At 71.5% G+C, this 23,259-nt stretch carries 22 protein-coding genes; 13 read left to right on the plus strand and 9 right to left on the minus strand.

Annotated elements, in window-relative coordinates; all coding sequences use genetic code 11:
- Positions 1–1,812 (plus strand): thioredoxin domain-containing protein (locus VFV89_RS18475; RefSeq protein WP_329707433.1); only part of this gene is annotated, 1,812 nt, incomplete at its 5' end.
- Here VFV89_RS18475 and VFV89_RS18480 read toward each other — a convergent pair.
- On the minus strand, positions 1,793–2,776 hold the full coding sequence (locus VFV89_RS18480; RefSeq protein ID WP_329707434.1) for an ArsR/SmtB family transcription factor: 984 nt from the start codon (positions 2,774–2,776) through the stop codon (positions 1,793–1,795). The two genes, VFV89_RS18475 and VFV89_RS18480, sit on opposite strands and share 20 nt — an antisense overlap.
- 56 nt (positions 2,777–2,832) lie before the next feature.
- On the opposite strand from VFV89_RS18480, the gene VFV89_RS18485 reads away from it, so the two are divergent.
- From VFV89_RS18485 to VFV89_RS18495, 3 genes are read left to right on the plus strand one after another with little or no spacing between them, the layout of a single operon-like run.
- Positions 2,833–4,089: an MFS transporter gene (locus VFV89_RS18485; protein WP_329707435.1), complete on the plus strand. Its 1,257-nt coding sequence runs from the start codon at positions 2,833–2,835 to the stop codon at positions 4,087–4,089.
- Between the two features lie 29 nt (positions 4,090–4,118).
- On the plus strand, positions 4,119–5,699 hold the full coding sequence (locus VFV89_RS18490; RefSeq protein WP_329707436.1) for a GMC family oxidoreductase: 1,581 nt from the start codon (positions 4,119–4,121) through the stop codon (positions 5,697–5,699).
- Positions 5,696–7,210, plus strand: coding sequence for an aldehyde dehydrogenase family protein (locus tag VFV89_RS18495; RefSeq protein ID WP_329707437.1), 1,515 nt, complete (start codon positions 5,696–5,698; stop codon positions 7,208–7,210). The genes VFV89_RS18490 and VFV89_RS18495 overlap by 4 nt, the downstream gene beginning before the upstream one ends.
- 85 nt (positions 7,211–7,295) lie before the next feature.
- Here the strand turns inward: VFV89_RS18495 and trhA are convergent, their stop codons facing one another.
- Positions 7,296–8,036, minus strand: coding sequence for a PAQR family membrane homeostasis protein TrhA (trhA, locus tag VFV89_RS18500; RefSeq protein ID WP_329707438.1), 741 nt, complete (start codon positions 8,034–8,036; stop codon positions 7,296–7,298).
- Between the two features lie 81 nt (positions 8,037–8,117).
- Here trhA and VFV89_RS18505 point away from each other — a divergent pair, with 81 nt between their 5' ends.
- The 3 genes from VFV89_RS18505 to VFV89_RS18515 all read left to right on the plus strand — a co-directional run bounded on the left by VFV89_RS18505 (position 8,118) and on the right by VFV89_RS18515 (position 11,502).
- Positions 8,118–8,891, plus strand: a complete 774-nt coding sequence (locus VFV89_RS18505; RefSeq protein ID WP_329707439.1) for an isoprenyl transferase — start codon at positions 8,118–8,120, stop codon at positions 8,889–8,891.
- Between the two features lie 420 nt (positions 8,892–9,311).
- The gene (locus tag VFV89_RS18510) at positions 9,312–10,640 is read left to right on the plus strand and encodes a PhoH family protein (RefSeq protein ID WP_329707440.1); all 1,329 of its coding nucleotides are present in this window, start codon (positions 9,312–9,314) and stop codon (positions 10,638–10,640) included.
- Between the two features lie 163 nt (positions 10,641–10,803).
- Positions 10,804–11,502 (plus strand): lytic transglycosylase domain-containing protein, encoded by a 699-nt coding sequence (locus tag VFV89_RS18515; RefSeq protein ID WP_329707441.1) that lies wholly within the window; start codon positions 10,804–10,806, stop codon positions 11,500–11,502.
- A gap of 168 nt (positions 11,503–11,670) precedes the next feature.
- On the opposite strand, the gene VFV89_RS18520 is transcribed toward VFV89_RS18515, so the two are convergent.
- Positions 11,671–13,059 (minus strand): class II fumarate hydratase, encoded by a 1,389-nt coding sequence (locus VFV89_RS18520; protein WP_329707442.1) that lies wholly within the window; start codon positions 13,057–13,059, stop codon positions 11,671–11,673.
- 62 nt (positions 13,060–13,121) lie between these two features.
- Here VFV89_RS18520 and VFV89_RS18525 point away from each other — a divergent pair, with 62 nt between their 5' ends.
- Entirely contained in the window at positions 13,122–13,775 is a 654-nt protein-coding gene (locus VFV89_RS18525; protein WP_329707443.1) for a GNAT family N-acetyltransferase, read from the plus strand.
- On the opposite strand, the gene VFV89_RS18530 is transcribed toward VFV89_RS18525, so the two are convergent.
- The 6 genes from VFV89_RS18530 to VFV89_RS18555 all read right to left on the minus strand — a co-directional run bounded on the left by VFV89_RS18530 (position 13,757) and on the right by VFV89_RS18555 (position 18,501).
- Entirely contained in the window at positions 13,757–14,446 is a 690-nt protein-coding gene (locus VFV89_RS18530; protein WP_329707444.1) for a hypothetical protein, read from the minus strand. The two genes, VFV89_RS18525 and VFV89_RS18530, sit on opposite strands and share 19 nt — an antisense overlap.
- Positions 14,447–14,450: 4 nt before the next feature.
- Positions 14,451–14,798: a hypothetical protein gene (locus tag VFV89_RS18535; RefSeq protein WP_329707445.1), complete on the minus strand. Its 348-nt coding sequence runs from the start codon at positions 14,796–14,798 to the stop codon at positions 14,451–14,453.
- On the minus strand, positions 14,795–16,084 hold the full coding sequence (locus tag VFV89_RS18540) for a hypothetical protein (protein ID WP_329707446.1): 1,290 nt from the start codon (positions 16,082–16,084) through the stop codon (positions 14,795–14,797). The genes VFV89_RS18535 and VFV89_RS18540 overlap by 4 nt, the downstream gene beginning before the upstream one ends.
- A 1-nt stretch (position 16,085) precedes the next feature.
- A complete protein-coding gene (locus VFV89_RS18545; RefSeq protein WP_329707447.1) occupies positions 16,086–16,385 on the minus strand; it encodes a WXG100 family type VII secretion target in 300 nt (99 codons plus the stop codon).
- A complete protein-coding gene (locus VFV89_RS18550) occupies positions 16,385–16,705 on the minus strand; it encodes a WXG100 family type VII secretion target (RefSeq protein WP_329707480.1) in 321 nt (106 codons plus the stop codon). The genes VFV89_RS18545 and VFV89_RS18550 overlap by 1 nt, the downstream gene beginning before the upstream one ends.
- A gap of 92 nt (positions 16,706–16,797) precedes the next feature.
- Positions 16,798–18,501: a fumarate hydratase gene (locus VFV89_RS18555; RefSeq protein WP_329707448.1), complete on the minus strand. Its 1,704-nt coding sequence runs from the start codon at positions 18,499–18,501 to the stop codon at positions 16,798–16,800.
- 214 nt (positions 18,502–18,715) lie between these two features.
- Here VFV89_RS18555 and VFV89_RS18560 point away from each other — a divergent pair, with 214 nt between their 5' ends.
- Genes VFV89_RS18560 through VFV89_RS18580 form a run of 5 tightly spaced genes read left to right on the plus strand, consistent with a single transcriptional unit; the run spans position 18,716 to position 23,251 of the window.
- A complete protein-coding gene (locus tag VFV89_RS18560; RefSeq protein ID WP_329707449.1) occupies positions 18,716–19,843 on the plus strand; it encodes an ABC transporter substrate-binding protein in 1,128 nt (375 codons plus the stop codon).
- A gap of 29 nt (positions 19,844–19,872) precedes the next feature.
- A complete protein-coding gene (locus tag VFV89_RS18565; protein WP_329707450.1) occupies positions 19,873–20,754 on the plus strand; it encodes an ABC transporter permease in 882 nt (293 codons plus the stop codon).
- A 16-nt stretch (positions 20,755–20,770) separates the two neighbouring features.
- Positions 20,771–21,556 (plus strand): ABC transporter permease, encoded by a 786-nt coding sequence (locus VFV89_RS18570; RefSeq protein ID WP_329707451.1) that lies wholly within the window; start codon positions 20,771–20,773, stop codon positions 21,554–21,556.
- Positions 21,553–22,608: an ABC transporter ATP-binding protein gene (locus VFV89_RS18575; RefSeq protein ID WP_329707452.1), complete on the plus strand. Its 1,056-nt coding sequence runs from the start codon at positions 21,553–21,555 to the stop codon at positions 22,606–22,608. Before VFV89_RS18570 ends, VFV89_RS18575 begins: the two co-directional genes overlap by 4 nt.
- A gap of 22 nt (positions 22,609–22,630) precedes the next feature.
- Positions 22,631–23,251 (plus strand): DUF1707 SHOCT-like domain-containing protein, encoded by a 621-nt coding sequence (locus tag VFV89_RS18580; RefSeq protein ID WP_329707453.1) that lies wholly within the window; start codon positions 22,631–22,633, stop codon positions 23,249–23,251.
- The last annotated feature ends 8 nt before the right edge of the window (positions 23,252–23,259 follow it).

Below are 23,259 nucleotides of genomic sequence, written 5' to 3' on the forward strand. Positions count from 1 at the left end.
TACGCCGCCTGCCACTGGTGCCACGTGATGGCCCACGAGTCGTTCGAGGACGAGGCCACTGCGGCCTACCTCAACGAGCACTTCGTCAGCATCAAGGTCGACCGCGAGGAGCGCCCGGACGTCGATGCGGTCTACATGGACGCGACCACGTCGATGACCGGGCAGGGTGGCTGGCCGATGACCTGCGTGCTCGACCACGACGGCAGCCCGTTCTTCGCCGGGACCTACTTCCCCGACCAGCCCCGCCACGGGCAGCCCAGCTTCACCCAGGTCCTCCAGGCGCTGGTCGACGCCTGGGAGAACAAGGGCGAGGACGTGCGGCGGGTCGCGGCCAGGCTGCGCGAGCACCTCGGCCGCAGCACCGCACTGACCGCCGGGACGATCACCGACGAGACCCTGGGCCAGGCGGTGACGCTCCTCGAGCGGGACTACGACGGTGTGAACGGCGGCTTCGGCACCGCGCCAAAGTTCCCGCCGACGATGGTGCTGGAGTTCCTGCGCCGCCGCGACGCGAAGCCGATGCTGACGCGCACCCTCTCGCTGATGGCGAGCGGCGGCATCTATGACCAGCTCGGCGGCGGCTTCGCGCGCTACTCGGTCGACGCCCGCTGGGTCGTGCCGCACTTCGAGAAGATGCTCTACGACAACGCGCAGCTGCTCGGCCTCTACGCCCGCGTGGGTGGCGAGCTCGGCGACCGCGTCGCTCGTGACACCGCGGAGTTCATGCTCCGGGAGCTGCGCACCGACGAGGGCGGGCTGGCCTCGGCCCTGGACGCCGACAGCGAGGGTGTCGAGGGACGGTTCTACGTCTGGACCCCTGCCGAGCTCCGCGACGTGCTCGGGCCCGAGGACGGCGCGTGGGCCGCGCGCGCACTCTCGGTCACCCAGGCCGGCACGTTCGAGTCCGCTGGACCCGACGGAGCCACCTCGGTGCTGCAGCGGCTGGAGGAGCCCGACGACGACGAACGGTTCGCGCGGGTCCGCACGGCGCTGTTCGAGGCCCGGGAGAAGCGGGTGCGCCCGGCGCGTGACGACAAGGTGGTCGCGGCCTGGAACGGCCTGGCCATCACCGGGCTCTGCGACGCCGGGTACGTCGAGCCGGCGGCGGTCGCGGGCGAGCTGCTGTGGCAGGTGCACGTGGTCGACGGCCGGTTGCGGCGGGTCTCGCGGGACGGGGTCGTCGGCACGCCGGCCGGGGTCCTGGAGGACCACGGCTGCGTCGCCTCGGGGTTCCTGTCGCTGGTCCAGGCGACCGGCGACGCCGTCTGGCTCGACCGGGCCCGGCACCTGCTGGACGACGCACTCGAGCGGTTCCGCGCCGACGACGGCGGCTTCTTCGACACCGCCGCGGACGCCGAGGTGCTCGTGGCCCGGCCCCGAGACCCCTCCGACAACGCGAGCCCGTCCGGGCTGTCCTCGATGGTGCACGCCCTGGTCACCGCCCACGCGTTGACCGGCGAGGGTCGATACCGCCAGGCGGCCGAGGAGGCGCTGGCCACGGTCGCGCCGCTGGCCGAGCAGGCGCCGCGTTTCGCCGGCTGGTCACTGGCCGCGGCGCAGACCATGGTCTCCGGGGGCCCGCTCGAGGTCGCGGTCGTGGGCCCGGACACCGACGCCCGACGCGCGCTCGCCGCCCGGGCCCGCCTGCACCCGGGCGCGGTGGTCATCGAGTCCGACGGCCCGCGCGACGACGTGCCGCTCCTGTCCGGGCGCGCCCCGCTCGACGGCCGGCCGGCGGCCTACGTCTGCCGTGGCTTCGTCTGCGACCGGCCGGTGACCTCCGTCGAGGAGCTCACCCCGCTGCTGCGCTGACGAGCCGGTCGCCGAGCTCCGAGCGCAGGTAGAGCACCGAGCGCCCGTGGCGGGCCGAGGTCAGCAGGCCGGCGGCGCGCAGCGCCCGCAGGTGCTGGTTGACGGCGCTCACCGTCACGCCCAGCCGGACCGCGAGCTCGGTCGAGGAGGCCGGCGACTCCAGCAGCGCCAGCAGCCGGGCCCGGACGCGCCCGACCAGGTTCTCGAGCGATCCCGCGGACGCTGCGCCCGGCTCCGCCTCCCAGAGCGTGCCCAGGCCGCGGGCGCCGTACATGATGAGTGGAGGCTCCTCGGGTGAGATCGGTGGGCTCGCCCCGCGGGTGAACATCGTCGGCACGAGGGTGAGCCCCTCGCCGGCCGTGGAGCGCCGGAACCTGAGGGTGGCGACGGTCTCGACCAGGACCACGTCGTCGACGAGCCGGATCTTCGGCGAGAGGTCCGCGAACATCGCGGCGAGCCCGTCCCGCGCGATCGTCCGCCCCCGGAACACGACGTCCGCCTCCAGGACGGTGCGCATCCGTGGCCACCACGGCTCGAAGCAGCTGTCCCAGTACGCCGCGAGTGCGTCCACGATCCGGCGCAGCAGCCGGTCCTTGCGGCCCGACAGCACCGGCGGGCGCGCCTGCGGGTCGGGGTGCACCTCGGCGAGGTCGGAGCGGACGACGGCGAGCGGGGTCTCCGCGAGCGCATCCAGCTGCTCGGAGAACCTCGTCAGCGGGGACCACGGCCTCGGCGTCAGGAAGTCCGGGGTCCAGAGCTCCTCGTTGGTGAGGGCCAGCAGCAGCTCGCCGTCGAGCTCGGCCCGGGCCCCCGTGGTGAGGTTGAACCACGGCAACATCAGCGGGTAGCGCCCCGGGTCGCGCCATGTGCGCAGCGACAGCGCCAGCTCGTTCATCGGCGAGATCGCGAACCGCACCTCACCCAGGTCGGCACCGGCGAGCTCGTACTCGACCAGCCCCACCATGAAGCCATACGCTACATCGTTGGTGCCGGTGCAGCCGTCCGTGACACAACCGTCGGGTGCTCCACCACCTCCGAACCCTGCTGCTGCCGAGCGACCACGTCGAGCGCGCGCTGACACTCTCGACCACCACCGCGGCCCTGTCGACCGGCCTCTTCTACACCGTCAGCGCGCTCTACTTCACCCGGGTCGTCGGGCTCGCCGCGGCCACGGTGGGGCTGGGGCTGACCGTGGCGGGCGGGGTGGGCGTGGCAGCGTCGTTCGCGGGTGGGTACGCCGCGGACCGGGTCGGTGCGGACCGGCTCCAGCTCTGGGGGAACGCGGTCCAGGGCCTGGCCTTCCTGGCCTACGTCCTGGCCGGCTCGGCGCTCGCGTTCACCCTCGTCGCCTGTGTCGCGGTCGGCGCCCGCAGCCTCCAGAGCACCGCCAAGGCGACCGTGCAGGCGCGGTGGTTCTCGGGGCCCGAGCGGGTGGCGATCCGGGCCCGGCTCCGGGTGGTGACGAACGTGTTCATCGGCGTCGGCACCGTCCTCGCCGGCGTCGCGCTGCTCGCGGACAGCGCCGCGGCGTTCCGCGCCACGATGGTCGCCGTGGGCGTGTTCGCGACCCTGGCCACCGTGCCGCTGGCCCGGCTGCGCGACCGGGTGCCCGGCTTCGGTGCGCGGATGGACGCACACCGCGCACCCGACCGGGTGCCCGGGCCCTCACCGATGGGCGACCGGACCTACCTGACCTTGGTGGCGCTGACGTCGGTGACCGCGATGCAGTTCGGGATCCAGACCGTCGGGGTGCCGCTGTGGGTCGCGACCCGGACCGACGCGCCGACGGTCGTGATCTCGGCCCTGCTGGTGATCAACACCGCCTTCGTGGCCGCCTTCCAGGTGCGCGCCGCGCGCGGCACCGACGACGTACGCCTGGCCGGTCGCACCGCCCGGCGCGGCAGCCTCCTGCTCGCGGCAGCGTGCCTGATGTACGGCGTCACCGGACCCCTCGGAGCCCTGGTGGCGGTGGTGGTGCTGGTGCTCGCCGGTCTGCTCGGCGCCTGGGCCGAGGTCTGGACCGAGGCCGGTGCCTGGGGCCTCGCCTTCGAGCTCGCCGACCCCGCGAGCGCGGGGCGCTACCAGGGCCTGTTCACCACGGGCTACTCGTTGGCCGGCATGGTCGCTCCCGCCCTCGTCACCGCCACCGCGGTCGACCACGGCCTGTCCGGCTGGGCGGTGCTGGCCGTCGTCTTCGCCCTCGCCGGCGTCTCGCTCGGGGCGCTCGCACGGCGTGCTGCGGACCCATGTCCGGGCGAGCTCGCGCTCGTGGCCTGAGCCGGGGGTGGCGGGAGTAGGTTCGCCCCATGCCGGGCGACAGCTACGACTACGTCATCGTGGGCGCCGGAAGCGCAGGCGCCGTCCTCGCCGCGAGGCTCAGCGAGGACCCCGGCGTGACCGTCTGCCTGCTCGAGGCCGGCGGCGAGGCGGACGCCGACGAGGTGATGATCCCCGCGGCGTTCGCGACCCTGTTCAAGACCGGGTGGGACTGGAGCTATGAGACCGTCGAGCAGAAGCAGCTCCACGGCCGGCGCGCCTACTGGCCGCGGATGAAGGCGCTCGGCGGCTGCTCGTCGATGAACGCCATGATCTACATCCGCGGCAACCGCGCCGACTACGACGGCTGGCGCGACCAGCACGGCGCCGAGGGGTGGGGCTTCGACGACGTCCTGCCCTACTTCGTCAAGGCCGAGCGCAACACCCGGCTCGGCGCCCCGCTGCACGGCCAGGACGGTCCGCTGTGGGTCGAGGACCGGGTCTACACCCACCCGCTCAGCCATGCCTTCGTCGACAGCGCGGTGAGCGCCGGGCACAAACCGACCGACGACTTCAACGGCGCCTCGCAGGAGGGCGCGGGGCTCTACCAGGTCACCTGCCGCAAGGGGCGGCGCTGGTCGACCAACGAGGCCTACCTGAAGCCGGCGCGGTCGCGCCCCAACCTCACGGTGACGACCGGTGCCCTCGCCACCGGCGTGGTGCTCGAGGGGTCGCGGGCCACCGGGGTGACCTTCCGGCAGGCCGGCGCGACGCACGCCGTCACCGCGACGCGCGAGGTGCTGCTGTGTGGCGGAGCGATCAACAGCCCGCAGCTGCTCATGCTCTCCGGCATCGGGCCGGCCGGCCACCTGCGCGAGGTCGGCGTCGAGCCGAAGGTCGACCTGGCCGGCGTCGGCGCCGGTCTCCAGGACCACCCCGTCGTGCCCCTGATCTGGGAGACCCACGGCGCGAGCGACCTCGCCCAGCTCAACAACGTCCGCAACTTCGCGCGCTGGAAGCTGCGGGGGACCGGTCCGCTCGCCTCCAACGTCGGCGAGGCCGGCGCCTTCTTCGTCAGCCGCGACGGCTTGGCGGCACCGGACCTGCAGATCCACATGGCGCCGTCGGGCTTCTACGACAACGGTCTGCACGAGCCGACGAAGGCGATGGTCACCGTGGCGCCGACCCTGGTCTCGGTCGCCAGCCGAGGGACCCTGCGGCTCCGTTCGGCCGACCCGACCTGGCACCCGGCGATCGACGCGGCCTACTTCGACGACCAGGCGGACCTCGACGCGCTGCTGGTCGGGCTGCGGCGGACGCTGGAACTCTGCACGCAGGGGGCGCTGGCGGCGTACCTGGGCCGGCCCTGGCAGCTGCCGGAGCACCCGACCGACGAGGAGCTCGTCGAGCACGCGCGACAGTGGGCCCAGACGCTCTTCCACCCGACGTCGACCTGCGCGATGGGCACCGGCGAGGACGCGGTCGTCGATCCCGCCCTGCGCGTGCGCGGCGTCGACGGGCTCCGGGTCGTCGACGCGTCGGTGATGCCGGCCGTCGTACGCGGCAACACCAACGCCCCCACGATCATGATCGGCGAGAAGGCCGCCGACCTCGTCAAGGAGAGCAGATGACCGCTACCGAGGCCCGCGCCGACGCCGGGCAGGCCACGACCTTCGAGTCGCTCGACCCGCGCACCGGCGACGTGGTCGGCACCCACCCGGTCCACACCGCCGACGAGGTGCGGGCCGCGGTCGCGCGCGCCCGTGAGGAGGCGGCATGGTGGAAGGGGTTGTCGTTCGACGAGCGCGAGAAGCACCTGCAGGCGTGGAAGGGCGTGATGACGCGCCGTCTCGCCCAACTGGCGGGGCTGATGCACCGCGAGACGGGCAAGCCGCACAGTGACGCCATGCTCGAGGCGGCGCTGGCCGTCGACCATCTCTCGTGGGCGGCGTCGCACGCCGGGAAGGTGCTCAGGCGTCGCAAGGTCCCCTCCGGGCTCCTGATGGCCAACCAGGCGGCCTACGTCGAGTACCAGCCGCTCGGCGTCGTCGGCGTGATCGGGCCGTGGAACTACCCGGTGTTCACACCGATGGGCTCGATCGCCTACGCGTTGGCGGCCGGCAACGCCGTCGTCTTCAAGCCGTCGGAGTACACCCCCGGTGTCGCCGAGTGGCTGGCCCGGACCTTCCTCGAGACGGTCGGCCGGCCGGTGCTGTCCGTGGTCACAGGGTTCGGGGAGACCGGCCACGCGCTGTGCACCGCGGGCGTGGACAAGGTCGCCTTCACCGGATCTCCCGCGACCGGCAGGAAGGTCATGGCCGCCTGCGCCGAGACGCTCACCCCGGTCGTGATCGAGGCCGGTGGCAAGGACCCGCTCCTGGTCGACGAGGACGCCGACGTCGAGGCCGCCGCCGACGCGGCGATCTGGGGAGCGTGCTCCAACGCCGGCCAGACCTGCGCCGGCGTCGAGCGGGTCTACGTCCACGAGAGGGTCTACGACGAGTTCCTCGCCACGCTGACCGACAAGGCCCGCGCGATCACCGCCCACGAGGGCCCGGACTCGCAGATCGGGCCGATCACGATGCCCAGGCAGCTCGACGTCATCAAGGCGCACATCACCGACGCGCTGATCCGCGGTGGCCGCGCGGTCGTCGGCGGTGCCGACGCGGTCGGTGCGCGGTTCGTGCAGCCGACCGTCCTGGTCGACGTACCGGAGGACTCCGAGGCCGTCCAGCACGAGACCTTCGGCCCGACCGTCACCGTCCGCAAGGTGCGCGACATGGACGAGGCCGTCGAACTGGCCAACGCCACCCGCTACGGCCTCGGCTCCACGGTGTTCTCCAAAGCCCGCGGGATGGAGCTCGCCTCCCGCATCCGCTCCGGCATGACCGCTGTCAACGGCGTCATCACCTTCGCCGGGATCCCCTCCCTGCCCTTCGGTGGCGTCGGGGACTCCGGTTTCGGACGGATCCACGGCCCGGACGGCCTCAAGGAGTTCACCTTCGCCAAGGCGATCGCCCGGCAGCGGTTCAAGCCGCTGCTCGCGCTCACGACCTTCGACCGCACCGAGAAGGCCGACCGGCAGCTCGCCTCGATCATCACGATGCTGCACGGGCGCGGGACGACGATTCCCAAGGGCTGACATTCCTGCCACGGTGGCGGTGGCGGAGCAACCGCTCTCCACGTGGACAACCGTTGCAGACCCACCGCTCCCCCCGGAGCGAGCGTCAGCGCAGTGCGTAGGTGGCCATGGAGATCCCCACGTAGTGGGAGACGAAGGCCAGGATCGTGAACGAGTGGAAGACCTCGTGGAAGCCGAACCAGCGCGGCGACGGGTTCGGCCGCCGGAGCCCGTAGACCACACCGCCGCAGGTGTAGAGCGCACCGCCGGTCAGGATCATCACGAAGACCGCGATGCCGATGCCGAGGCCGAGCGCGGTGGCGCCGTGGAGGAAGGCCGGGATGAAGAAGATCGCCGCCCAGCCCAGCGCGATGTAGATCGGGACGTAGAGCCACCGCGGGGCGTCGGTCCAGAACACCCGGAACGCCACTCCGAGCACGGCGCCCGTCCAGACCGTCGTCAGCAGCGCGACCTGCGCGGTGCCGTGCAGCAGCAGCAGGCTGAACGGCGTGTAGGTGCCGGCGATCAGCAGGAAGATGTTGGAGTGGTCGAACCTGCGGAGGAAGGCCCAGACCCGCGGTGACCAGGTCCCGGTGTGGTAGATCGCGGACACCGTGAAAAGCACCAGCGCGGACGCGGCGAACACCGCCGAGCCGATCCTCGTCCTGGCGTCGGGCGAGAGCGAGATCAAGACGATGCCCGCGGCGAGCGCGAGCGGCGCGGTGCCGAGGTGCAGCCAGCCCCTCAGCCTGGGCTTGAGGTCGCGCAGGTCGTCGCGCAGGTCGTCGAGCCGCTCCGTGACGGAGTCGACTCCCGCGCGTACGGCGTCCGAGACCGGGTTGCTCACGTCCACGAAGGTACCCAGCACTCCTGAGCGCGACATGAAGATGCGCCGAACGACACGAGGAAGTTACGTAACATCAGGTATGTGGCGGACTGGAAGCGCGGCGTGCGGAAGGTCGTCTACCCGTTGTACGAGGCGCGGATGCTGCGCCGGATGCCCGACAACCTGCCCAAGCACGTCGGCGTCATGCTCGACGGCAACCGCCGCTGGGCCCGTTCGGTGGGCCGTGACACGGCTCACGGCCACCAGGCCGGCGCCGACAACATCGAGCCGCTCCTCGGCTGGTGCGACGAGGTCGGCATCGAGGTGGTCACGCTGTGGCTGCTCTCGACCGACAACCTGAACCGCCCCCCGGCCGAGCTCAACTCGCTGCTCGAGATCATCGAGGCCGCCGTCGAGTCCTTGGCGGAGACCCGGCGCTGGCGGCTGCACCCGGTCGGGGCCCTCGACCTGCTGCCGTCGTCCACGGCCGAGAAGCTCAAGGCCGCCGAGGAGGCCACCCGCGACGTCGACGGGATGCTGGTCAACGTCGCCGTCGGGTACGGCGGGCGCCGCGAGATCGCCGACGCGGTCCGCTCCCTGTTGAGCGAGCACGCCAGCCGTGGCACCTCCCTGGAGGAGCTGGCCCAGATCATCGACGTCGAGCACATCGCCGAGCACCTCTACACCAGGGGCCAGCCCGACCCGGACCTGGTGATCCGGACGTCGGGGGAGCAGCGGCTGGGCGGGTTCCTGCTCTGGCAGAGCGCGAAGTCGGAGTTCTACTTCTGCGAGGCCTACTGGCCCGACTTCCGGCGCGTCGACTTCCTGCGCGCGATCCGCGCCTACGCCCAGCGCGAGCGCAGGTTCGGAGCCTAGGCGCGCTCGTTGGGTCGAGCCCGTCGAGACCACCGCAGCCGGGCTGGGACTCACATGAGGGCTGGGTGCCTCGCTGCGGAGGTTTCGACGTGCGCGGTCACGGCTTCGCAAGCTCAGCCGTGCGCGCCCGCTCAACCACCGATGAACGATGGGGTCCTCGTTCCTCGGCCCCCATCGTTCGGGCGTGTCGCACCGGTCGACCGCCCGCGGCGGCGTACGTTCGCGACATCGGCGAGTGGGGAAGCTCGCCGTATCGGGAGGCCCGAATCTTGCGAAAGCTCGATCCACGAAGGACCAGCGGCGAGCCGCGGTTCTCGCGTGGAGGCCGGCACTCCGGCCTTCGGGCTCCCTCCCGGTCCGTCTGCAGGTGAGAGTCCAGGACCGGGCGTCGAGTGCGCGTTCGGTCTGCGAGGGGTGACCGTGCCGATCAAGGCCAGCTCGTCGAAGGACAGGACCGCTCGCACCTACGTGCTCGACACCAGCGTCCTGCTGGCCGACCCCGGGGCGCTCAGGCGCTTCGAGGAGCACGAGGTGGTGCTGCCCGTCGTGGTCATCACCGAGCTCGAGGGCAAGCGACACCACCCCGAGCTGGGCTACTTCGCGCGGACCGCGCTGCGGATGCTGGACGAGCTGCGGATCACCCACGGCCGGCTCGACGAGCCGGTGCCGGTCGGCGACCTCGGCGGCACCATCCGGGTCGAGCTCAACCACACCGACGCCGACTCGCTGCCCTCCGGGTTCCGGATGGGCGACAACGACACCCGGATCCTCGCTGTGGCGTGGAACCTCGCCCAGGACGGCGACCGGGTCACGCTGGTCAGCAAGGACCTCCCGCTGCGGATCAAGGCGTCCGCGGTCGGCCTCGACGCCGAGGAGTACCGCGGCGAGACGATCGGCGACTCCGACCCCGGCTACTCCGGCATGGCCGAGCTGGAGGTCGGGGCCGCCGAACTCGACGAGCTCTACGACGACGGCACCCTCGACCTCGAGGCGGCCCGCGACCTGCCCTGCCACTCCGGCCTGGTGCTGCTCTCCGAGCGCGGTACGGCGCTGGGCCGCGTCGGCCCCGACAAGCTCGTCCACCTCGTGCGCGGCGACCGCGAGGCGTTCGGCATCCACGGCCGCTCGGCCGAGCAGCGGATCGCGCTGGAGATGCTGCTCGACCCCGAGGTCGGCATCGTCTCGCTCGGTGGCCGCGCCGGCACCGGCAAGTCCGCCCTGGCGCTGTGCGCCGGGCTCGAGGCGGTCCTGGAGCGCCGCCAGCACCAGCGGGTGGTCGTCTTCCGCCCGCTGTTCGCGGTCGGCGGGCAGGAGCTCGGCTACCTGCCCGGCTCGGAGTCGGAGAAGATGGCGCCCTGGGCGCAGGCGGTCTTCGACACCCTGGGTGCCCTCACCTCCCGCGACGTGATCGACGAGGTGCTCGACCGCGGCATGCTCGAGGTGCTCCCGCTGACCCACATCCGCGGTCGCTCGCTCCACGACGCCTTCGTGATCGTCGACGAGGCGCAGTCACTCGAGCGCAACGTGCTCCTCACCGTGCTCTCCCGCATCGGGGCGGGGTCCAAGGTGGTGCTCACCCACGACGTGGCCCAGCGCGACAACCTCCGCGTCGGCCGCCACGACGGAGTGGTCGCGGTGGTCGAGAAGCTCAAGGGCCATCCACTGTTCGCCCACGTGACCCTGACACGTTCAGAACGGTCGCCGATCGCGGCCCTGGTCACCGAGCTCCTGGAGAACGTCACCCTCTGAACCCTGCAAAGGACCCTGTCTGGGACTCCTGTGGCTGGTGTGACTGCAGAGTCATCCGAACGACCAGTTTCATCATTGTTCGGTTTGCAACCACCTCCGGGGTCAGGCAGGGTGTCGGAGATTCCCGAGCGTCCTCGTCACCCGTGGAAGAGAGTCCCCCTTCGTGTCGTCGCACCAGCCACAGGCCGGCAAGCACCGCGCCTCCAGGGCTCGACGCGCCCCGAAGGCCGCGCTCAAGACCTCGCTGACGCTCTCGTCGATGGCGGTCGTGGCCACCGGCTTCGCGGTCGGCAGCGGCTCGCTCACACTGAGCCCGCATGCCGGCCCCGCCACCTCGACCACCTCCGCCGTCGCCGACCTCGGCGCCCAGGCCGAGGCCGCGATCTCCGGTGCGTCGATCAGCGACAGCGCGCAGGCCGAGGACGACGCGGCCGCCGCCGCGACCCATCGCTCCGAGGCGCCGGTCACCCGGTCCGACAGCCGGGCCGCGGCCGACCCGCTCAAGAAGCACACGCTCTCCCTGGGCAGCGGCAACACCATGTCGCGCACCGAGGACCTCTCCGACGAGTCGCCCCAGGACATCGCCCGGGCCCTCCTGGCGACGTACGGCTGGAGCCAGGACCAGTTCGGCTGTCTCGACTCGCTGTGGATGCGCGAGTCGCACTGGAACGTCCACGCCGCGAACCCCTCCGGCGCCTACGGCATCCCGCAGGCCCTCCCGGGCTCCAAGATGGCCTCCGCCGGCGACGACTGGCGCGACAACGCGGTCACCCAGATCAAGTGGGGGCTCGGCTACATCGCCGACCGCTACGGCTCGCCCTGCGGTGCCTGGGCGCACAGCCAGGGCCACGGCTGGTACTGACCGGCGGCGTTGATTCCGGACTTCTGCCGGTTGACTCCGGACATCTGCCGGTCGATTCCGGACTTGTGCCGGTCGATTCCGGACATCTGACGGCGGCGGAACTCCCGAATCAACCGGCGGAACTCCCGAATCAACCGGCGGAACCCCCGAATCAACCGGCACGGAGGCTCACGGGTGGGTCATCCGCTCCACGTCGAGCGCCTCGTCTAGCTGCTCCTCGGTGAGCTCGCCGCGCTCGACATAGCCGAGCCTGAGCACGGTCTCGCGGATGGTCGCGCCGTCGGCCAGCGCCTGCTTGGCGACCTTGGCGGCGGTCTCGTAGCCGAGGTACTTGTTCAGCGGCGTGACCACCGAGGGTGAGGACTCGGCGTACTGGCGCATCCGCTCGGCGTCCGCGGTGATGCCGTCGACGCACCGCTCGGCCAGCAGCCGGGAGCAGGAGGCCAGCAGCCGGACCGACTCGAGGACGTTGCGGGCGATCACCGGCATCGCGACGTTGAGCTCGAAGGAGCCGCTGGCCCCGGCCACGGTCACGGTCGCGTCGTTGCCGATCACCTGGGCGCAGACCATCAGGGTGGCCTCGGGGAGGACCGGGTTGACCTTGCCCGGCATGATGCTCGACCCCGGCTGCAGGTCGGGGAGGTGGATCTCCGCCAGCCCGGTCGTCGGGCCCGACGACATCCAGCGCAGGTCGTTGCAGATCTTGGTGAGCCCTACCGCGTAGGTCTTGAGCGCGCCGCTCAGCTCGACCAGGGAGTCCCGGGTGCCCTGCGCCTCGAAGTGGTTTCGGGCCTCGGTGAACGGCGTGCCGGTGGCCTCCGACAGGGCCTCGATCACCTGTTGCGGGAAGCCCGCGGGCGTGTTGATGCCGGTGCCGACCGCGGTGCCACCCAGGGGCAGCTCGCGCACCCGTGGCAGCACCGACTCCAGCCGCTCGACGGCGTAGCGCACCGTCGCGGCGTAGCCGGAGAACTCCTGGCCGAGCATCACGGGGGTGGCGTCCATCAGGTGGGTGCGGCCGGACTTCACCAGCCCGGCGAACTCCTCGGCCTTGGCCTCGAGCGAGCTCGCCAGCACCTCGAGCGCGGGCAGCAGGTCCCCGGTGACCGCCAGCGCGGCCGCCACGTGGATCGCGGTCGGGAAGGTGTCGTTGGACGACTGGGAGGCGTTGACGTGGTCGTTGGGGTGCACCTCCACGCCGGCCCGCTGCGCGAGGGAGGCGATGACCTCGTTGGCGTTCATGTTGGAGCTCGTGCCCGAGCCCGTCTGGAAGACGTCGATCGGGAAGGCGTCGTCGTGCTCGCCGGCCGCCACCGCCCGAGCGGCCGCCTCGATCGCCGCGGCCTGCTCGCCGGGGAGTACGCCGAGTGCGCCGTTGACCTTGGCGGCGGCGGCCTTCACCTCGCCGATGGCGTGGACCAGCGCCGGCTCGATCGGCGTACCGCTGATCGGGAAGTTCTCAACCGCGCGCTGGGTCTGTGCGCGCCACAGCGCCTCACGTGGGACCTGGACCTCGCCCATGGAGTCGTGCTCGGTGCGGTAGTCGGGTTCGGCCATGATTCGAACCTACCCAGCCAAACCCGTTGCCCCCGGGGGCGGTGGTCGGTGACCCTCGTCCCATGGACGCCCTCGCGAAGCTGTGGCCGCCGTTCGGCCTGCGGGTGACCTGCGGCCCGCTGGTGATGCGGCCACTGCGTGACGACGACTTCGCCGAGGTGCTGACGGTGGTGCACGCCGGGATCCACGGGCCCGACCTCATGCCGTTCTCCTTCCCCTGGACCGACTTCGATGGCGCAGAGCAGGAGCGACAGTTCCTGCAGTACCACTGGGGCGAGCGGGCCTCGCTCAAGCCCGAGGCGTGGGCGCTCGACCTCGGCGTCTGGCACGAGGGGCGCTTCGTCGGCGTCCAGGGCGTGGCGACGCACGACTTCCAGGTCACCCGGACCGGCGAGACCGGCTCCTGGCTCGGCATGGAGTTCCACGGGAGGGGCATCGGCACCCTGATGCGGCAGGCGATCTGCGTGCTCTGCTTCGACCACCTCGGCTTCGAGGAGGTCACGTCCGGCGCGTTCGCCGACAACCAGCCCTCGCAGGGCGTCAGCCGCAAGGTCGGCTATCGAGAGAACGGCGCGCGACGGTTCGCCCGCAAGGGGTCGCTCGCGACGATGGTGCAGCTGGTGCTCCGGCCCGAGGACCTGGTCCGGCCGGCGTACGACGTGGAGGTCGAGGGCGCCGAGCGGTTCGTCGCCTTGGTTCAGGGTCGCGCGACGTAGAGCCAGTAGTGCTCGTCGCGGTCGTGCAGCTGCACGTCGTGCCGGTCCGGCCGCACCTCGCTGAAGACGCTCCGCAACGACTCCTCCAGCTCCGGCGACTCATCGGCGGACCAGACGACCAGTGCACCGCCCGGGCGCAGGATCCTGCGGGCATCGGTCAGCGCGGGCGCCTCGTAGAGGGCGGCGTTGGCCGCGTGCACGAGGTACCCCGGCCCGTTGTCGACGTCGAGCAGCACCAGGTCGTAGGACGCCTCGTGGGCCTCGGCCATCGCGGCCACGATGTCGGCTTCGACGACGGTGACCCGCTCGTCGGCGAGCAGGGTCGGGCCGTCGGGGACCAGTCCGGCGCGCATCCACTCGACCAGGGCCGGCTCGATCTCGACCACTGCGCACTTCTCGACCCGTGAGTCGGCGAGCACCTCGTGCATGGTGTGGCCGAGGCCCAGCCCGCCGATGAGGACGGCACGCGGACCGTCCACCAGCGCCAGTGCGGCGTGCGCCATGGCCCGCTCGGTGCTCACCTCGACGGTGTCCATCACGAAGATCCCGTTGGCCCGGAGCTCCAGCGACGTCGGGCCGCCGTCCACCGGGCGGCGTTCGCGCAGCACCAGCTCGCCGCGCTCGGACTCGGCCCGCGCGACCTCGGCGTACTCGACCTCGGGTGCCTCCACGGCCTCAGCCGACCCGGACGTGTCCGGGGTCGGGCCAGGAGGTGGGAGGCTCGTCGGTGACCCAGGCGTACTCCGCCGAGCTGAGCAGTCCCGAGTCGACCCAGACCAGGATCTCGCCGCAGTGGCCGCCCCGGTCGTCGGTGACGACCGCCACCGTGTCGAGCGGGCCGTCCGGCACCTCGGCGCGCGCAGCGCCGGGCTGGGGCCGGATGGTCACCTCGCTGGGGGCGACCGACAGCTCCGCGTCGTGGAGCTGGGCCAGCAGCGCCTGCCCCTGAGGGTCGTCGCGGACGACGACCTCGATGGTCCGGCGGGCGTCCTCGGTTTGTGCCGGGGTGTCGGCCGGGATCACGCGATGAAGGCGGTGCCGATCTTGGGCACGCCGTTCACCACCGCTCCACGGATCGTCACCATCTCGCCTCCGATCATCCGCTGGACGACGAACCTACCCTCGGGCAGCTCGCCCAGGCTGGCCACCATCGCGCGCAGCACGTTCTCCTCGCTGCCGTAGAGCTGGACCAGGCCGCCGAACTTGTGCTTGGCCGCGAAGATGTGCTCGAGCTTGTCGGCCCGGTTGGCCCAGTCGAAGGCCTCCTGCTCGAGCCTGGTCAGCTTCGGGAGGGTCTCCGCCGCCTCGCGGACCCCCAGCCTGACCAGTGCCCGCTCGATAGCCGGGTTGAGGAACTTGCCGAGCTTGCCGGCGATCTCGCCGATCCTGGTCAGCGCCCGCCCGATCGTGGTGGCCACCGTGCGCGCCACCTCGATGAGGTTCTTGAGGATCCGCACCACCCTGGTGCCCGCGTTGGCGACCTCGGCCGCCTCGACGGCCTGGGCGGCCCCCTCGCCGGCGCCCAGCGTCAGCGCTCCGAGGATCAGGCCGCCCGCCTCGATGGCGATCGTCCACTCGATGAAGCTCTCGAGCTCGTCCTCGATCTGCTGGTGGTGCTCGTCGACGGCCTTGGCGTAGTCGTTGCAGGCCTGGCCGATCGAGTCGTACGCCGCCGCGAGGTCGCTGATGTGGCCGGAGATCTCGTCGCAGGCCGCCACCGCGTCGTGCACCTCGGGCGAGGTCTGGTTGCTGACCATGGCGGACGCGGCGTCCGCGTAGTACTTGTAGCCGTCGATCGCGCTCGCCGCGGTCGTCCATGCGGACCCGGCCGTGCGCAGCCGCCCGGTGTCGGCGTCGGGCCAGACCAGCCCCTCGACGTGGCCGGCGATCCAGTGCCACCAGCCCGGCTGGTCGCCGGTGCCGCCCTTGGCCGAGGGTGGCGCCGGTGCGTAGAGCTCCTCGGCCCAGTGGTCGGGGTCGTCGTCTCCGGTGTCCTGGCCGGTGAGGTGCGGCGGGCCGGAGAGCATCGCGCCGCCGTCGGCGGCGTCGTGGTTGATCAGGGACGCGTTGAGCAGGTTGGCCATGGTGGCGAGCGACGTGCCGAGGTCGCAGCCGGCCTTGATGGCCTGCGCGGCCGCCGGGTCGTACTGGGCGGCCCAGGCGTCGCCGCCGGTGTCGGTCCCGGCCATGCCGCCGAGCCCGTCCACGGCCGTGCTGAGCTTGCTGACCGCGGACACCACGCCGTGGTTGGCGAAGTAGAACTCGTCGCAGGCCTCCTGGTAGCCGCCGCCGTCGACGTCGATCCTCATGTCAGCGCACCGATCGCCACATCCGGGAGTTGGCACCCGCCGCGCTGCTGTAGTTGGCGTGCGCCCGGTCGGCGGCCGCGCGCATCTCCGCCAGACCCCGGCGCATCTCCTCCATCCCGGCGACCCAGTCGGCGTGCGCCGCACGGTGCGCGGCCGCCGCCTCTCCGGTCCAGGTGACATGGAGGTTCTCGACCACGTCGTCCAGGTGGTGGAGGGCCTTCTCGATCGTCTTCTCGAAGGCCGCCATCTCGTCGATCCGGTCCTGGAGCTCGGCGAGGTCGACGGCGTACGCGCGGGCCATCAGTGACCACCTCCGGAGCCGCCCAGCCGGCTGTGCAGGGTGGACAGCGACGACTCTGCGCCGCCGTCCTGGACCCGAAGGTCGCGGCCGTGTGCCTCCAGCAGGTCGGCGATCGAGTGCAGGGCGCCGAGCACCGTGCCGACGCCGTCGGACCAGTCGTCCCAGCCGCCGACGAACGACTCCGCGGCCTCGCCCCTCCAGCCGCCACCGAGGAACGAGCCGAAGGACGTGTGCAGCTTGGTCCGCCCGCGGTCCAGGTCGTCGGCGGTCTCCCTCACGTCGGAGATCGCGCGTGCCAGGTCGGCGTAGTGCATCGACATGCCGGTCACGGCAGGAGACCTTCCCCCTCGACCGGCGGTCCAATCCTCAGGCCCGCGCGCGGTCCTGACCCGGGCGGCGTACGGTCACTGCGTCACGGCTGCGCGGAGCGGACCCGGAGCCCGGTGATCGGCACGGTGACCGAGCCCGAGGGGTCGGTGAAGAAGTCGTTGCCCTTGTCGTCGACGACGATGAACGCGGGGAAGTCCTCGACCTCGATCTTCCAGACCGCCTCCATGCCGAGCTCCTCGTACTCCAGCACCGACACGGACCTGATGCAGTCCTGGGCCAGCCGCGCGGCCGGTCCGCCGATCGAGCCGAGGTAGAAGCCGCCGTGGGTCCGGCACGCCTCGGTGACCGCCTTGGACCGGTTGCCCTTGGCCAGCATCACCATCGAGCCGCCCGCGGCCTGGAACTGCTCGACGTAGGAGTCCATCCGTCCGGCCGTGGTCGGCCCGAACGATCCGGAGGCGTAGCCCTCCGGGGTCTTGGCCGGGCCGGCGTAGTAGACGGCGTGGTCGCGGAGGTAGGCCGGCATCTCCTCACCGGCGTCGAGCCGCTCCTTGATCTTGGCGTGCGCGATGTCGCGGGCGACGACCAGCGGCCCGGTCAAGGACAGCCGGGTCTTCACCGGGTGCTGGCTGAGCTGAGCGAGGATCTGGGCCATCGGCCGGTTCAGGTCGACGGAGACCACCTCGCCGCCGGAGATGTCGTCGGCGACCCCGGCGTCGGGCATGTAGTGCGCCGGGTCGGTCTCGAGCTGCTCGAGGAAGACCCCCTCGGCGGTGATCTTGCCGAGCGCCTGCCGGTCCGCCGAGCACGAGACCGCGATCGCGACCGGGCACGAGGCGCCGTGCCGCGGGAGCCGGACGACCCGGACGTCGTGGCAGAAGTACTTCCCGCCGAACTGCGCACCGATCCCGAACGACTGGGTGAGCTTGAAGACCTCCTCCTCGAGCTCGAGGTCGCGGAAGCCGTGCGCCGTCATCGTCCCCTCGGTCGGCAGGTTGTCGAGGTAGTGCGCCGAGGCGTACTTCGCGGTCTTCAGCGCGAACTCCGCCGACGTGCCGCCGACCACGACGGCCAGGTGGTACGGCGGGCAGGCGGCGGTGCCGAGGGACCGGATCTTCTCGTCGAGGAACTGCAGCATCCGCGTCGGGTTCAGGACGGCCTTGGTCTCCTGGTAGAGGAAGGACTTGTTGGCCGACCCGCCGCCCTTGGCCATGAACAGGAACTTGTACTCCGGGCCGTGGCCCTCCTGCTCCGGCACCGAGTAGATCTCGACCTGGGCCGGCAGGTTCGTGCCGGTGTTCTTCTCCTCCCACGTCGTCAGCGGCGCGAGCTGGGAGTAGCGCAGGTTGAGCCGCGTGTAGGCGTCGTACACCCCCCGCGAGACCCACTCGCCGTCGTCCGCGCCGGTGAGCACGCGCTCGGTCTTCTTGCCCATGACGATCGCGGTGCCGGTGTCCTGGCACATCGGCAGCACGCCGCCGGCGGAGATGTTGACGTTCTTGAGGAGGTCGAGCGCGACGAACCGGTCGTTCCCCGACGCCTCGGGGTCGTCGATGATCCGGCGCAGCTGCGCGAGGTGCGCCGGGCGCAGGAAGTGCGCGATGTCGTGCATCGCCTCCGCGGTGAGCCGCTGGATCGCCTCGGGCGCGATCTGGAGAAAGGTCCTCCCGTTCGCCTCGAAGGTCGAGACGCCCTCGGTGGTCACCAGCCGGTACGGCGTCTCGTCGGGTCCGATCGGGAGCAGGTCGGAGTAGCGGAACTGGGCAGCAGGTGGGGCCTCGCTCACGGCCTTGAGCGTACGCAGCGGCCTCGGCGATCGCACCGGGCGCGTCGCCTCTCGCCAGCATGGGCTGCCCGTCGTACGCTGACCCCGCCGTACCCCCCTGTGACCTGCTGTCACGGGAAGCACCTGTCCGGGAAGCCTCCCCGACACCGCAAGGACAGCAGGGACCGCGAGGGTTCGCGCGGTGCAACGTGCGCCACGAAAACTGGGAGGACTCGTGAGGATTCGGAGCTGGCTGGCCACGGTGGCCGCCCTGAGCGCTGCGGCCGCGGTCACGGCCTGCGGCCCCCCGTCGGACGACGACAACAACGACTCGGGCAGCAGCGGGACTGACGCCAAGACGGCCACCTCGGCCGAGGACTTCGGCGGCATGTCCGACCTGGAAGCGGCGGCCAAGAAGGAGGGCACGCTCAACGTCATCGCGCTGCCGCCGGACTGGGCCAACTACGGCGCGATCATCGACGCTTTCAGCAAGAAGTACGGCATCAAGGTCCAGTCCGACCAGCCCGACGCGGCCAGCCAGGACGAGATCAACGCCGCCGACCAGCTCAAGGGCACCGACCGGGCGCCCGACGTCTTCGACCTCGGGCAGTCGGTGGCGCTGGCGAACACCGACAAGTACGCGCCGTACAAGGTGGCCACCTTCGACGACATCCCCGACCAGTTCAAGGACCCGGACGGCACGTGGGTCAACGACTACGGCGGCTACATGTCCATCGGCTACGACTCCGACAAGGTCCCGGACGTGACGACCCTCGACGACCTGCTCGGCCCCGACTTCAAGGGCAAGGTGGCGCTGAACGGCGACCCGACCCAGGCCGGCGCCGCGTTCAGTGGCGTGGTGATGGCGTCGATCGCCAACGGCGGCTCGGCCGACGACATCGCGCCGGGCGTCGATTTCTTCAAGAAGCTCAAGGACGCCGGCAACTTCCTGCCCGTCGACCCGACAGCGGCGACCATCGAGTCCGGCCAGACGCCGGTCGTCATCGACTGGGACTACCTGAACGCCGCGGAGACGGCCAAGCTCCCGAGCTGGAAGGTCGTCGTGCCGGAGGGTGCGGTCGTGGCCGGCTACTACTTCCAGGCGATCAACAAGGACGCGCCGCACCCGGCGGCCGCCCGGCTCTGGGAGGAGTTCCTCTACAGCGACGAAGGCCAGAACCTCTGGCTCGGCGGCGGTGCGCGGCCCGTCCGCGCCGACGCGATGGTCGCCGCGGGGACGATCGACCAGACGAAGTACGACGCTCTGCCCGAGGTGAGCGGTACGCCGGTCATCCCGACCAACGAGCAGACCGAGAAGATGGCGGCCTACCTGGCCGACAACTGGGCGAAGGCGGTCGGCTGACCGCCATCGCGCCGGTGGACGTCACTGCGGTGGCGTCCACCAGGGCGCCTCGGGCCGGGTGGCGAGGCACGCGCCTCGCCCCCTGGCTCGGGCTGCTCCCGTTCCTGCTCTACGTGGCGGTCTTCCTCGTCTGGCCGACGCTGTCGGTGGTGGCCGGCGCGTTCCGGAGCGAGGACGGGGGGTTCACCCTCGAGCGGATCCGGGCGCTGACCGACGAGACCGCGATCAACGCCCTCAAGCAGAGCCTCTACCTCTCCTTCGCCTCGGCGGCGACCGGCGCCGTGCTGGGTGCGCTGCTCGCCTACCTGATCGTCACCGCGCCGCCGAACAGCCTTCTGCGGCGTACGATCACGGCGATCTGCGGCGTGCTGGCGCAGTTCGGTGGCGTCACGCTGGCCTTCGCCTGGCTGGCAACGCTCGGCTTCAACGGCCTGCTGACCAACTTCCTGGCCGACGTCTTCGGCGCCTCAGACACCGGCTACTCCTGGCTCTACGAGCTGCCGGGGCTGATCCTCGTCTACACCTACTTCCAGATCCCGCTGATGGTGATCGTGTTCCTGCCGGCCCTCGAGGGGCTGCGGCCGCAGTGGCGGGAGGCCGCGGTCAACCTCGGGGCCACGACGTTCCAGTACTGGACCAAGGTGGCGATACCGCTGCTGCGGCCGGCGTTCCTGGGCTGTGCGCTGCTCCTCTTCGCCAACGCGTTCGCGGCCTATGCGACCGCTGCGGCGCTGATCAGCCAGGGTTCGTTCATCACGCCGCTGCTGATCCGCACCGCGCTCACCAGCGAGGTCGTGCTCGGGCAGAAGGGGCTCGGCTTCGCGCTGGCCCTCCAGATGGTGGTCGTGGTCGCGATCGTGATGACGGCCTACGCCGTGCTCCTGCGTCGCACCGCTCGGTGGATGCGGTGACGGGGGAGGGGCACCGGTGAACCAGTCGTGGGCCTGGCGGATCACGCGGGTGGTCCTGCTGGCTTGCTTCGCGACGTTCTTCGCCCTTCCCCTGCTGGCCCTGCTCAACTTCAGCACGAAGGACACGATCTCCAAGGAGCGCACCGCAGACGCCTGGCGGGCGCTGTTCGACAACCCGCTGATGAGCGAGGCGATCCGCACCTCCCTCGAGCTGGCGGCGATCACGACGATCGGCATGGTCGTCCTGCTCGTGCCCACGATGGTCTGGGTCCGGCTCCGGGTGCCGGCGGCGACCCGGCTGGTCGAGTTCCTCTGCCTGCTACCGCTCACCATCCCGGCGCTCGTCATCGTGGTCGGGCTGGACGACGTCTACGCCTGGGTCAATTACCTCGTCAACGACTCCGCGCTCACGCTCGCCTTCGTCTACGTGGTGCTGGTTCTGCCGTTCTCCTACCGCGCGATCGACGCGGCACTCTCGGCCATCGACTCAACGACGCTCGCCGAGGCCGCGCGCTCCCTCGGAGCGGGCTGGTTCACCGTGATCGTCCGGGTCATCGTGCCCAACATCTGGCAGGGCGTCCTCAACGCCGCATTCATCACCGTCGCACTGGTGCTCGGCGAGTTCACCATCGCCTCGCTGCTCCACTACAACACCCTGCCGGTGGCGATCGTCCAGCTCGGCAAGAGCGACGCCGCCACCTCGATGGCCGCCTCGCTCGGCACGCTCCTGCTCGCCTTCGTGCTCCTGGTCCTGCTCTCCCTGCTCGACCGACGGCGCCACCACATCGGGAGGACCTCATGACCAGCCCCGCCGCCGCGTCGTCCGGGGTCGCCGTCGAGCTCAAGGGGCTGCACCGCTCCTACGGCGACGTGCACGCTCTCGACGGCCTCGACCTCCGGATCGAGCCGGGCGAGATGGTCGTGCTGCTCGGGCCCTCGGGCTGCGGCAAGACGACGGCGCTGCGCATCCTGGCCGGGCTGGAACGACAGAACGACGGCCAGGTCCTGGTCGGGGGCAAGGACATCACCCGGGTGCCGCCGAACAAGCGCGACATGGGCATGGTGTTCCAGGCCTACAGCCTGTTCCCGCACCTGACCGTGGCCGACAACGTCGCGTTCGGGCTGAAGCTGCGCGGCCGCGGGAGCGCCGAGCGCCGCGCGCGGGCCGAGGAGATGCTCGACCTGGTCGGGCTCAGCCAGCACGCCGGCCGCTATGCCCACCAGCTCTCCGGCGGTCAGCAGCAGCGCGTCGCCCTGGCCCGGGCGCTGGCCATCGAGCCCGCCGTGCTGCTCCTCGACGAGCCGCTCTCGGCCCTCGACGCCAAGGTCCGGGTCCAGCTGCGCGACGAGATCCGCCGGATCCAGCTCGAGGTCGGCACCACGACCCTCTTCGTCACCCACGACCAGGAGGAGGCGCTGGCGGTCGCCGACCGGGTCGGTGTCATGAACGCCGGCCGGCTCGACCAGCTGGCGCCGCCGGCGCAGCTCTACGCCGCCCCGGCCACGGCGTTCGTCGGCCAGTTCGTCGGGCTCAGCAACCGGATCCCGGCCACGGCGGCCAACGGCGCCGCCGACGTCCTCGGCACCGCCGTCCCGACCCTCGCCGGGTCTGCCACCGGGTCGGGCGCGGCGCTGGTCCGGCCGGAGTCGGTGCGGCTGCAGACGGACCCGGCGGGCACGGCCACCGTGGCCGCGGTCGCCTTCCTGGGCCCGATCTCGCGGGTCTCGGTCACACTGCAGGACGGCACCCTGGTGATCGCCCAGCTGCCCAGCTCGGAGGCGACCGCGCTCGAGGTCGGCGACCACGTGACAGTCACTGTCGACCCGGTGCCGGTCCTCGTCGTGGCGGACTGACGGTCCGGCATACGCTGTGCCCATGGCGGGCGAGCTGCAGCACCCGGGCGGTAACACCGACCCTGCCCAGCTGCGCATCTCCGACGAGGAGCGCCACCAGGTGGCCGAGATCCTGCGCCAGGCCGCGGGGGAGGGGCGGCTCGACCTCGACGAGCTGGACCAGCGGCTGGAGCAGACCTACGCCGCGCGCACCTACGCCGACCTGGTGCCGATCACGCTCGACCTGCCGTCGCACCCGCACCCTCGGCCGGCCGTGCGGCCCGCCGCCCAGTCACCCCAGGTGGTGTCCGGTGCCGAGCGGGAGAGCCACTTGGCGATCCTCAGTGGGCTCAGCCGCAAGGGCGTGTGGGTGGTGCCGCGGCAGATGACGGTCATGTGCCTGATGGGCGGTGCCGAGCTCGACCTGCGACAGGCGAAGTTCGCCGCCCAGGAGGTCGTGATCACGATCAACGCCTTCATGGGCGGCGCCCAGGTGATCGTGGGTCCGACCACCCGGGTGCAGATGGAGGGCACCGGGATCATGGGCGGCTACTCCGGCCCGTCCGGGCTGGTGGAGGCCGACCTCGACGAGAGCTCGCCGGTGGTCCGGATCAAGGGGTTCGCCGTGTGGGGCGGCGTCAGCGTGGAGCGCAAGCACCCCTGACGGCGCTC

It is taken from the genome of Nocardioides sp. (assembly GCF_036274455.1).
In the GTDB taxonomy this organism is placed as follows: Bacteria; Actinomycetota; Actinomycetes; order Propionibacteriales; family Nocardioidaceae; genus Nocardioides.

Coding starts and splice junctions, on each gene's coding strand:
- VFV89_RS18480 (WP_329707434.1), bottom strand. CDS start 2,776: ATGGTGGGGCTGGTCGAGTACGAGCTCGCCGGTGCCGACCTGGGTGAG.
- VFV89_RS18490 (WP_329707436.1), top strand. CDS start 4,119: ATGCCGGGCGACAGCTACGACTACGTCATCGTGGGCGCCGGAAGCGCA.
- VFV89_RS18550 (WP_329707480.1), bottom strand. CDS start 16,705: ATGTCGATGCACTACGCCGACCTGGCACGCGCGATCTCCGACGTGAGG.
- VFV89_RS18525 (WP_329707443.1), top strand. CDS start 13,122: ATGGACGCCCTCGCGAAGCTGTGGCCGCCGTTCGGCCTGCGGGTGACC.
- VFV89_RS18520 (WP_329707442.1), bottom strand. CDS start 13,059: ATGGCCGAACCCGACTACCGCACCGAGCACGACTCCATGGGCGAGGTC.
- VFV89_RS18540 (WP_329707446.1), bottom strand. CDS start 16,084: ATGAGGATCGACGTCGACGGCGGCGGCTACCAGGAGGCCTGCGACGAG.
- VFV89_RS18495 (WP_329707437.1), top strand. CDS start 5,696: ATGACCGCTACCGAGGCCCGCGCCGACGCCGGGCAGGCCACGACCTTC.
- VFV89_RS18575 (WP_329707452.1), top strand. CDS start 21,553: ATGACCAGCCCCGCCGCCGCGTCGTCCGGGGTCGCCGTCGAGCTCAAG.
- VFV89_RS18580 (WP_329707453.1), top strand. CDS start 22,631: ATGGCGGGCGAGCTGCAGCACCCGGGCGGTAACACCGACCCTGCCCAG.
- VFV89_RS18545 (WP_329707447.1), bottom strand. CDS start 16,385: ATGGCCCGCGCGTACGCCGTCGACCTCGCCGAGCTCCAGGACCGGATC.